Below are 9,415 nucleotides of genomic sequence, written 5' to 3'. Positions count from 1 at the left end.
CGCGCGGCCCGGCGCGGCGCACCCGGTGGACGCCCCGTCCCACCCCGGAACCCTGCACGACCGGCGACCGGCCCCCCGCTCCGGGACACGGCCGGACGCCACCGCCCTCGGCGCGCGGACCACCGCGGCGTTCGCCGCCGCCCGCCGCGCCGGAACCCCTGGAGAGGAGTTGGAGCCATGCCGGACGCGCAGCGCGTCGCGATCATCGGATCGGGCAACATCGGCACCGATCTGATGATCAAGGTGCTCCGGACGTCGGACCTGCTCGACGTCGCGGTGCTCGCGGGGATCGACCCGGACTCCGACGGGCTGGCCCGGGCCCGCCGGCTCGGCGTCGCCACGACCTACGAGGGCGTCGAGGGCCTGGTCGCGATGCCGGAGTTCGCGGACGTCCGGGTCGTCCTGGACGCCACGTCCGCCAAGGCCCACCGGCACAACGCCGAGGTCCTCGCGCCGTACGGGAAGCGGATCGTCGACCTGACCCCGGCGGCGCTCGGCCCCTACGTCGTCCCGCCGGTCAACCTGGACGAGCACCTGGACGCCCCGAACGTCAACATGGTCACCTGCGGCGGCCAGGCGACCGTGCCGATCGTCGCGGCCGTGTCCCGGGTGGCGCCCGTCCGGTACGCCGAGATCGTGGCGTCGATCGCGTCCCGGTCGGCCGGACCCGGCACCCGCGCCAACATCGACGAGTTCACCGAGACCACCTCGCGCGCCCTGGAGGAGGTCGGCGGCGCGGCGCGGGGCAAGGCGATCATCGTGCTGAACCCCGCGGAGCCGCCGCTGATCATGCGGGACACGGTCTACTGCGTGACCGGCGACTGCGACCCCGAGCAGGTCACCGCGTCGGTCGAGAAGATGGTCGGCGAGGTCGCCGCGTACGTGCCGGGCTACCGGCTCAAGCAGAAGGTGCAGATCCGCCCGCTGGACGGCGCCGACCCCCTCGCCGCGCTGGCGGGCGGCGGCCCCGGGAACCTCGTCTCGGTGTTCCTCGAGGTCGAGGGCGCCGCGCACTACCTGCCCGCCTACGCCGGGAACCTCGACATCATGACGTCCGCCGCGCTGCGCGTGGCAGAAAGGCTGGCGGTCCAGTGACTGCGGGAGAGAGCGTCGAGCTCTACGTCCAGGACGTGACGCTGCGGGACGGCATGCACGCCATCCGGCACCGCTACACCGTGGACCAGGTCCGCGAGATCGCCGCCGCGCTGGACGCGGCGGGCGTGGACGCGGTGGAGGTCGCGCACGGCGACGGCCTCGCCGGGTCGAGCGTCAACTACGGTCCCGGCGCGCACCTGGACGAGGAGTGGATCGCGGCGGCGGCCGAGGTCATGCCGAACGCGCGGCTCACCACCCTGCTGCTGCCCGGCATCGGCACGATCGCCGAGCTGAGGCGCGCGCACGAGCTGGGCGTCCGGTCGGTGCGGGTCGCGACCCACTGCACCGAGGCCGACATCTCCGCGCAGCACATCGCCACCGCCCGCGAGCTGGGCATGGACGTCGCCGGGTTCCTGATGATGTCGCACATGGCCGACGCCGAGACGCTCGCCGGGCAGGCCAAGCTGATGGAGTCCTACGGCGCGCACTGCGTCTACGTGACCGATTCCGGCGGACGGCTGACCATGGACGGCGTCCGAGACCGGGTCCGGGCCTACCGGGACGTCCTGTCCGACGAGACCGAGATCGGCATCCACGCCCACCACAACCTCGGCCTCGGCGTCGCGAACTCGGTCGTGGCCGTCGAGAACGGCGTCCGCCGCGTGGACGCCTCGCTCGCCGGGATGGGCGCGGGCGCCGGGAACTGCCCGCTGGAGGCGTTCGTCGCGGTCGCCGACCTGATGGGGTGGAAGCACGGCTGCGACGTGTTCCGGCTGATGGACGCCGCCGACGACATCGTCCGGCCGCTGCAGGACCGGCCCGTCCAGGTGGACCGGGAGACGCTGACGCTCGGCTACGCGGGCGTGTACTCGTCCTTCCTGCGGCACGCCGAGGACGCCGCCCGCCGCTACGGCCTGGACACCCGCGAGATCCTGGTAGAGGTCGGCCGTCGCGGGATGGTCGGCGGACAGGAGGACATGATCGTGGACGTCGCGCTCGACCTGCTCGAAGGGAAGCGGAAGTGACCCCGGAGACGACCGCCGAGGAGCGGGCCCGCCGCCTCGACGCGGCCGACCCGCTGCCGACGCTGCGCGACGAGTTCCTCATCCCGCCCGCGCCCGGCGGCCCCTACCCGGAGGCCGCCTACTTCGCGGGCAACTCGCTCGGCCTGCAGCCGAAGGCGACCGCCGCGCGGCTCGCCGAGGAGCTGACCGACTGGTCCCGGCTCGGCGTGGAGGGCCACACGCAGGCCCGGCGGCCCTGGGTGTCGTACCACGAGCTGCTGACCGAGCCCGCGGCGCGGCTGGTCGGCGCGCTCCCGCACGAGGTCGTCGCGATGAACTCGCTGACGGTCAACCTGCACCTGCTGATGGCCACCTTCTACCGTCCGGCGGGGGAGCGGACCCGGATCGTCATCGAGGACTCGGCGTTCCCGTCCGACTCGTACGCGGTCGCGAGCCAGGCCGTCCACCACGGGCTGGACCCCGCCGAGACGGTCGTCCGGCTCAGGCCGCGGCCCGGCGAGGACACCCTGCGCACCGAGGACGTCCTCGACCTCCTGGACCGCGAGGGCCACCGCGTCGCGCTGCTCATGCTCGGCGGCGTCAACTACCTCACCGGCCAGCTCATGGACATGCCCGCGATCACCCGCGCGGGCCGCGCGGCGGGCGCGGTGGTCGGCTGGGACCTGGCGCACGCCGCCGGGAACGTCCCGCTGAGCCTGCACGACTGGGACGTCGACTTCGCCGCCTGGTGCACCTACAAGTACCTCAACAGCGGCCCCGGCGCGGTCGCGGGCGCGTTCGTGCACGAGCGGCACGTCCGCGACACCTCGCTGCCCCGGCTGTCCGGCTGGTGGAGCACCCGCGCCGACATCCGCTTCCGGATGGACCCCGACGTCGACCACCCGCCGACCGCGGACGCCTGGGCGCTGTCGAACCCGCCGATCCTCGCCCTCGCGCCGGTGCTGGTCTCGCTGGAGATCTTCGACCGGGTCGGGATGGCCGCGCTGCGCGCCAAGAGCGAGCGCCTCACGGCCTACCTCGCCGAACGGCTCGCACCGCTCGGCGGCGTGCGGGTCATCACGCCGGACGACCCGGCGCACCGCGGCACCCAGCTCTCGCTCCGCACCCCGGACGCGGGCGGCCTGGTGAAGGCCCTGGCGGCCGAGGCGGGCGTCATCGCCGACGCCCGCGAGCCGGACATCGTGCGCCTGGCGCCCGTCCCGCTCTACTGCACCTTCCACGACTGCCACCGCGCCGCCGAGGCCCTGGCGAAACTCACCTGAGACCGGCCCGGCCGCCGACGTGACGGCGGCCCGGTTCCGCCGAGGGCGCCCGCGACGCGCCCTCCGCGGATCCGGGCCGTCTCATGGACGAGGGGTCGAGCCGACGGCCGTCAGGTCCCCGACGGAGTCGGCGTAGTACATCGACTCCGCCACATGGAACGCGATCTGCCGGAACGTCCAGCCCTCTCCCGGGGAGTGGTCGAGCTGCTCGGGCGTCAGCGCGTCCAGCCGGACGGCCCAGATCCGGCCGAGCCGGGTGAGCCGGCTCCCGGCCTCGTCGAGGTCCTGGTCGGTGAAGGGCGCCAGATCGCCCGGGGTGGTGCTCGCCGAGGCGTGCCAGCGGTCCGGGATCGTCGGCTCCCCGGCCAGCCGTGCCTCCAGTTCGGCGAGATGGTCGACCATGTGGTCGGCGACCCGCCGGACCGCCTTGTGCGGCGTGTACACCCGGTCGTCGGCCCGGACCGGGCGTCCGTCCCACGCCGTCCAGGTGGCGGCGAGGCTCAGGACGTGGTCGACCATCCCGGTGACGACGGTCGCGGGATCGCGCTCGTCGGTGATCGGCGTTTCGTCTGCCATTCCGGACCTCCTCGGGATGAATTGCGGCTGTCACCGTAACCCGCCGTCATCTCGACGCCCGTCGAACCGTCAGTGCCGAGGACCAGCCGGTGCGTCCCTCGGAGTGGCGGGTACTCGACCACCTCCGCCGGCAGCGCCAGATGGTCCCCGGCCGCGAGCCGGGCGATCCGCTCCCGGTGCAGGCGCCGCTGCCGGATCTCGGCCCGCAGCCGCTCGTCGATCTCCGCGACCGCCGCGGCGAACTCCTCCTCACCCGCCCGCAGCAGCTCCCGGACCCGTGCCAGCGGGACCCCGGCCTCGGCGAGGGTGCGGATCCTGACCAGCTCGACCACGGCGTCGGCGCCGTACCTGCGGTAGCCCGAGCGGTCCCGTTCCGGCTCCGGCAGCAATCCTTTGGCGTGGTAGTGCCGCACCGCGCGCACCGTCACGCCGGCGTACGACGCCAGCTCCCCGATGGTCAGCACCGGACCAGTCTCCTACGCCACGTCCGGGAAGCCGCCCCGGCCCGCGTCGCCGAACCTGTCCCGGATGATCCGGGCGATGTCCGGCGCGTGGGTGAAGACCAGCCCGTGGTCGGCGTCGAGCCAGGACGCGGCGACGCGCGGATGCTCGCGGACGAGCCGTTCGACGCCTGCGCGCCAGTTCCGGTTGAGCCACGCCGCGGGCCCCGCGCCGCCGTCGCCGGCCATCGAGGTCGACATGATCGCGGTGATGGCCGGCCATCGAGGTCGACATGATCGCGGTGATGGGTCGGTCGATCGTCCGGTACCGGTCGAGGATCCCGGCCCGGACGCCGTCGATCTCGACGTTCAGGTCGAGGATCTCCCGGGCGGTGAGCAGCACCTGGCGCGGGGTGCCCCACGCTGCCCGCTGCTCCGCCGCCATGGCCTCCCACATGGCGCGGAACTCCGGCAGGAGGTCCTCGGTGAGGAAGGGTTCCGGCACCGGGTTCGCCCCGTCGATGAGGACGAGTCCGGCCACGGCGTCGGGGTGCCCCGAGGCGTGGTGCACGGCCAGGTCCGCGCCCAGTGAGTAGCCCGCGAGCACGGGCGGCGACGGCAGGCCGCGGCGTTCCAGCTCCGTCATCACCGCGTCCAGGTCGCTGAGGAACGCGGCGAAGGAGTACCGGTCGGCGGCGGAGGAGAGGCCGTGGCCCCGCAGGTCGAAGGTGACCACCTCGAAGTCGCGCCGCAGCAGCCCGATCAGTTCGTGCAGGTCGGACGTTGTCGAGTTCAGTCCCGGGCACAGGACGAGCGGCCGTCCCCGGCCGCCGCGGGACACCGGGATCGTGACGCCGTCATGGTGGATCGTGAAGTGCTCGTCCGTGGTCATGCCGACCATGCTGGAAGGTTGACCCTGCGTCAGGGTCAACCCGCCGCGGCCATGCCGTCCGCCTGTCGAGCGGGAGAATGACGGCGTCGGACGCTCCGGTACTTTCGGAACCGCTATGTCCGGTCGCTGACCGAACGTGTCGGCGTGAATCCCTTCGCTACATCTCCTTGAATTCTCCGCCAATACGGGATAACGGCTCGTGAACGGCGAGCCGACGCGTCGTCTTTGTTATTCCTAAACCGGACCCAGCGTACGCGGCGTCCGCCCCCTGGCAAGTTCGGCGTCCATATTCGGACAATGACGCACGCCTGGACGATATGCATTGATCTCGTCTTTAACTCCATCAATACTCTCGCTTGGCCACAGGTCTACGTGAGGGGAACCATGGGGAACAAGCGCGGCTCGGCACGGTTCGTCGGGGTCTTGGGCGCGGCGGTGCTGAGCGTGGCGGTGACGGGCATGGCGCCCGCGGGGGCGGACCAGGCGCCCGGCGGGGGCAAGAACACCGTCGAGTCGGTCCCGTTCGGCCACATTCCCGCGGACATCCGGCAGAAGATGCACGACCAGGTACCGCTGAAGGAGGCCGCCTCCAAGATTTCCTGGGCGGTGGAGAAATCGGGGCGCGGCGGGTACGCGGGTATCGTCCTGCAACCCCACTCGGTGCAGTTGTGGTGGAAGGGCAAGCTCCCCGCGGCCGTGAACAAGGCCGTCGGGAAGGCGCGCGGCACCGCCGCGGTCGAGGTGAAGCCGGCCCGCTACTCGCAGCGGGAACTGCGAGCGGCGGCGGCCGGCGTGCTGGCCGCCATGAAGAAGGACCCGGCGTATCCGATCAGCCAGGTCTCCGGGTCGCTCACCGGTGACGGCCTGGTCCTGACGACGAAGGACAGGGCGAAGGCGCTCGCGGCCCAGCCCCCGACCCTCGCCGGCGTTCCGGTGAGCTATGTCGACGGCGGCGTCGCCGGCCTCGACGGCCGGTACGACGACTACGCGCCCTACTACGGGGGCGGCGCCATCCTCAACGACGACAACCACGCGCGGTGCACCGCCGGGTGGGCTGTCTCCGACGGTGGCGGGAACAGCTACCTGCTGACCGCCGGCCACTGCGGCCGGACCGGAGGCGGCTGGCACAACGGCTCATGGACGACCGACGGGACCGGCCTGTGGATCGGGACGGGCGCGCAGGAGAACGTCGGGCACGACCTGCTCCTCATCAACGCCAGTTCGGCCGGGCGCATCTGGGACGGCAGCTCCGCGGGCGACTTCACCAAGGGAGTCGTCGGCTGGGACTGGGTGTACGCGAACGAGTGGGTCTGCCAGTCCGGGTCGACCAGCGGCGCCGTCTGCGGCATCCAGAACACGTCCAACTTCAGCTACGGCGGCTGGTACCGCGACGCCTACGGCAACACCGAGTACTACTCCGACCTGATCGTCGCCCGCCGCACCGACGGCGGACTTCCGAGCCAGGGCGGCGACAGCGGCGGACCGGTCTTCTCGCTCAGCGGCGACTACAACGTCGTGGCCAACGGGACCGTCACCGCCCACGACGGCTCCACGTTCTACTACCAGGACTTCGGCACGGCCTGGCGCGACTTCGGGATCTCCGCGAAGACGGGCTGACGGTCGGTCAGGCCCGCCCGCGGGTCACGGGAACCGGGGAGCCGTCGGCGTAGACGAGGATCCGGCCGGCCGGCGGGCGGGCCGGCCGGATCCGGTAGATGCTCGTCCTCAGCACGTCGGTGTCGATGACACGGCACTCCGGGCGGCTTCCGACGCTCTCAGCCCGGCACGTCCGCGAGAGCGCCGCAGGGGGACGGGGCCCGGGTTCCGGTGGTCGCCTTCAGCGCCACGCTGGTCAGCGACAGCGCCAGGGCCATGTCGGAGTCGGTGTCGAGGCGGACGGCGACCCACTCGCCGCCCGGCCGCACCCTGACGCGGCCGGAACCGGCGAGTGCGGCGCCGAGCCGTTCCAGGACGGGCCTGGTCAGACGGAACTCGGCCTCGTCCCCGCCGTGCAGGTGCAGGACCTGCCGTCCGTCCGCCGCCAGGGCGGACCCGAGCCCGCAGTCGGCCCGCACCACCGCGACGTCGGGCCAGGAGCCGACCTGTTCGAGGAGTCGGCCGCCGTTCTCTCCGGCCGTGTCCGCCATGTCAGTGACCTTGCTTTCTGTAGTCGCGCCACTCCCGTTGGCTGCCACGCTCGCATGGTCCCGCCGCGCGGCGGTCGTGGGAACCGCCCGAGTCGGAATCGTTACGCCCGCGGTGCCGCGGCGCACGGCTCGTCACGTGCCCGGACACCGCCCTCCCGGGTCACTGGGGACGGGAGTCGCGGACGCGGCGGGGCGGGCGCAGGACGCGCCGGGCCGGCCGCGCGACCCGGAGCAGTTCCCCGCCGATGTACACGCCCGCGCCGATCGCCAGCGCCGTCGCGAGCGCCTCGGCGAGGACGAGCGCCGCGGGGCCGGTCCGTCCCGTGGTGAGCTCCAGCATCCCCCGGTACATCAGCGTCCCGGGCATCAGCGGAGCGATGCACGGCGTCACGCACACCAGCGCCGGGACGTGCGCCAGCCGCGCGTAGGCGGTGCCGAGCAGCCCGACCACGGTCGCGGCGATCGCGGTGGCGGGCGCCGCGGGCAGGTGCAGGCCGCGCATCTCGACCAGGACGGCCCAGGCGAGCATCCCGCCGAGCGCGACCGGCGGCAGCAGCGTCCGCGACACCAGGTGGAAGACCGCGAACGAGGCGGCGATCGCGCCCGCGCCGAGCGTCTGCGGCGCGGCGACCGAGGTCGGCGCGGTCGGCAGGTGCTCCAGCGAGATCGGCACCCCGTTGCGGGCGGCGACGTAGGTGACCGACCCGATGCCGCTCAGGATCGCGATGATGATGAACAGTACCTCCACCAGCCGCGTGGTGCCGGTGACCAGGTCCCCGGCGATGCCGTCCTGCATCGACACGACCAGCGCGCGGCCGGGGATCAGCGCGATGACCACGCCGATGATGACCGTCCCGGACGGCACCGGCGCGTCGGTGGCGACCAGGAGCACCGTCACCAGCGTCCCGATCGCGGCGGCCAGCGCCATCTGGAAGAAGTCGGTGATGCCCCGGCGCCCGAGCATCGCGCCCGTCCGGTCGCCGAGGATGGTCGCCGCGAAGGCCGCGAGCGCCGCGGAGCCGTCGCCGCCGACCAGCACCGCGCCCGCCGCGCCCAGCACCGACAGCGCGACCGCCTGCGCCCACCCGGGGTAGGCCGTCGGGCGGCCGATGATGTCGCTGAGCCGGAACTTGGCCTGCTGGAAGCCGAGCCGGCCCGCCGCGGCCTCCCGCACCAGGCCGTCCACGGCGACGAGCCGGGTGTAGTTCGGCGTCCGCCGCCGGACGCGCCGCTCGGCCGTCACCGGAGGACGGTCGCCGCGCGGCATGTAGGACATCCCGACGGCGGCGAGCGTGACGTTGTTCTCGGTGTGCGGCAGCCCGTACGCGCGCGCGATCCGTGCCATGGCGAGGTCCACCGACTCGGCGGTGTCGCCGCCCGCGAGCAGCAGCTCGCCGACCCGCAGCGCCAGGTCGAGCGTGGCGTAGGCGTCGGTGCCGACGCCGGGCTCGCGCCCGCCGCGCAGCGCCGCCTCCATCGCGGCCAGCGGGTTCTCGCCGGTGCCGGTCGCGGCGGGCGGGCCGGTCTCCTCCGGGTCGGCCCAGAGCGGTTCGCCCTCGCCGGTCGCGGCCGCGTCGGCCTCGGCGGGGCCGCCGGCCTCGCCGTACTCCTCGTCCACTGACCCTCCGGACTCCGCTGCGACCTGCGGCGACGCTAAGGCGCGCGGCCCGGGCGCGGCGGCCGGGACGCGGGGGAGCGACCGACTCTTTGCCCGCCCATGATCGGCGATCGGGACGCGCCGCCGCGTCTGCGGCTGATGTGGCGGTCGAGCCGGTATTGCCGGGTGAGTCGGCGGTGGTGTAGCTAGGGAGGGCCCGAATCAGTGCCTGATTACCTTTTGGACCCCTCGGCCGGCCACGCCCGAGCCCCCCTCCTCTGGACCCCGGAGTTTCCCCCATGCCACGTGCACCCCGACGGCGCGCCGCCGCCGCGGCCACCGCGCTCACCGCGGCGCTCCCGCTCGCCGCGGCCCTGCCCC

10 protein-coding genes and 1 pseudogene are annotated in these 9,415 nt (G+C 73.5%); 5 read left to right on the top strand and 6 right to left on the bottom strand.

Annotated features, from left to right (window positions below; translation table 11 throughout):
• Positions 1 to 177 precede the first annotated feature (177 nt).
• Genes DZF91_RS18865 through kynU form a run of 3 tightly spaced genes read left to right on the top strand, consistent with a single transcriptional unit; the run spans position 178 to position 3,382 of the window.
• Positions 178 to 1,095 carry an acetaldehyde dehydrogenase (acetylating) gene (locus tag DZF91_RS18865; protein ID WP_117358773.1) on the top strand — a complete coding sequence of 306 codons (918 nt, stop codon included), beginning with the start codon at positions 178 to 180 and terminating at the stop codon, positions 1,093 to 1,095.
• Positions 1,092 to 2,120, top strand: coding sequence for a 4-hydroxy-2-oxovalerate aldolase (gene dmpG, locus DZF91_RS18860; RefSeq protein ID WP_117358772.1), 1,029 nt, complete (start codon positions 1,092 to 1,094; stop codon positions 2,118 to 2,120). The genes DZF91_RS18865 and dmpG overlap by 4 nt, the downstream gene beginning before the upstream one ends.
• Positions 2,117 to 3,382 (top strand): kynureninase, encoded by a 1,266-nt coding sequence (gene kynU, locus DZF91_RS18855; RefSeq protein WP_117358771.1) that lies wholly within the window; start codon positions 2,117 to 2,119, stop codon positions 3,380 to 3,382. The genes dmpG and kynU overlap by 4 nt, the downstream gene beginning before the upstream one ends.
• 81 nt (positions 3,383 to 3,463) lie before the next feature.
• On the opposite strand, the gene DZF91_RS18850 is transcribed toward kynU, so the two are convergent.
• Genes DZF91_RS18850 through DZF91_RS42135 form a run of 3 tightly spaced genes read right to left on the bottom strand, consistent with a single transcriptional unit; the run spans position 3,464 to position 4,659 of the window.
• Entirely contained in the window at positions 3,464 to 3,958 is a 495-nt protein-coding gene (locus DZF91_RS18850) for a hypothetical protein (protein ID WP_117358770.1), read from the bottom strand.
• Entirely contained in the window at positions 3,883 to 4,422 is a 540-nt protein-coding gene (locus DZF91_RS18845; protein ID WP_235834401.1) for a helix-turn-helix domain-containing protein, read from the bottom strand. The genes DZF91_RS18850 and DZF91_RS18845 overlap by 76 nt, the downstream gene beginning before the upstream one ends.
• Positions 4,423 to 4,434: 12 nt before the next feature.
• A complete protein-coding gene (locus tag DZF91_RS42135) occupies positions 4,435 to 4,659 on the bottom strand; it encodes a hypothetical protein (RefSeq protein WP_235834403.1) in 225 nt (74 codons plus the stop codon).
• On the opposite strand from DZF91_RS42135, the gene DZF91_RS42130 reads away from it, so the two are divergent.
• A complete protein-coding gene (locus DZF91_RS42130) occupies positions 4,658 to 4,990 on the top strand; it encodes a hypothetical protein (RefSeq protein ID WP_235834402.1) in 333 nt (110 codons plus the stop codon). The two genes, DZF91_RS42135 and DZF91_RS42130, sit on opposite strands and share 2 nt — an antisense overlap.
• Here DZF91_RS42130 and DZF91_RS42125 read toward each other — a convergent pair.
• Positions 4,880 to 5,290: pseudogene (locus DZF91_RS42125) on the bottom strand (alpha/beta fold hydrolase); the annotation flags it as partial. The gene DZF91_RS42130 and the pseudogene DZF91_RS42125 overlap by 111 nt on opposite strands.
• Before the next feature lie 384 nt (positions 5,291 to 5,674).
• Between DZF91_RS42125 and DZF91_RS18835 the strand changes: the two are divergent.
• Positions 5,675 to 6,907: a chymotrypsin family serine protease gene (locus DZF91_RS18835; protein ID WP_117358769.1), complete on the top strand. Its 1,233-nt coding sequence runs from the start codon at positions 5,675 to 5,677 to the stop codon at positions 6,905 to 6,907.
• A gap of 158 nt (positions 6,908 to 7,065) precedes the next feature.
• Here DZF91_RS18835 and DZF91_RS18830 read toward each other — a convergent pair whose 3' ends face one another.
• Positions 7,066 to 7,437, bottom strand: a complete 372-nt coding sequence (locus DZF91_RS18830; protein WP_117358768.1) for a luciferase domain-containing protein — start codon at positions 7,435 to 7,437, stop codon at positions 7,066 to 7,068.
• Between the two features lie 160 nt (positions 7,438 to 7,597).
• On the bottom strand, positions 7,598 to 9,055 hold the full coding sequence (locus DZF91_RS18825) for a threonine/serine exporter family protein (protein WP_235834400.1): 1,458 nt from the start codon (positions 9,053 to 9,055) through the stop codon (positions 7,598 to 7,600).
• Positions 9,056 to 9,415 lie beyond the last annotated feature (360 nt).

This window comes from Actinomadura logoneensis (genome assembly GCF_003428695.1).
Classification (GTDB): domain Bacteria; phylum Actinomycetota; class Actinomycetes; order Streptosporangiales; family Streptosporangiaceae; genus Spirillospora; species Spirillospora logoneensis.
This window is presented reverse-complemented; position numbering and strand designations above follow the sequence as displayed.

Coding starts and splice junctions, on each gene's coding strand:
- DZF91_RS18835 (WP_117358769.1), top strand. CDS start 5,675: ATGGGGAACAAGCGCGGCTCGGCACGGTTCGTCGGGGTCTTGGGCGCG.
- DZF91_RS18850 (WP_117358770.1), bottom strand. CDS start 3,958: ATGGCAGACGAAACGCCGATCACCGACGAGCGCGATCCCGCGACCGTC.
- DZF91_RS18865 (WP_117358773.1), top strand. CDS start 178: ATGCCGGACGCGCAGCGCGTCGCGATCATCGGATCGGGCAACATCGGC.
- DZF91_RS42135 (WP_235834403.1), bottom strand. CDS start 4,659: ATGTCGACCTCGATGGCCGGCGACGGCGGCGCGGGGCCCGCGGCGTGG.
- DZF91_RS42130 (WP_235834402.1), top strand. CDS start 4,658: ATGATCGCGGTGATGGCCGGCCATCGAGGTCGACATGATCGCGGTGAT.
- DZF91_RS18830 (WP_117358768.1), bottom strand. CDS start 7,437: ATGGCGGACACGGCCGGAGAGAACGGCGGCCGACTCCTCGAACAGGTC.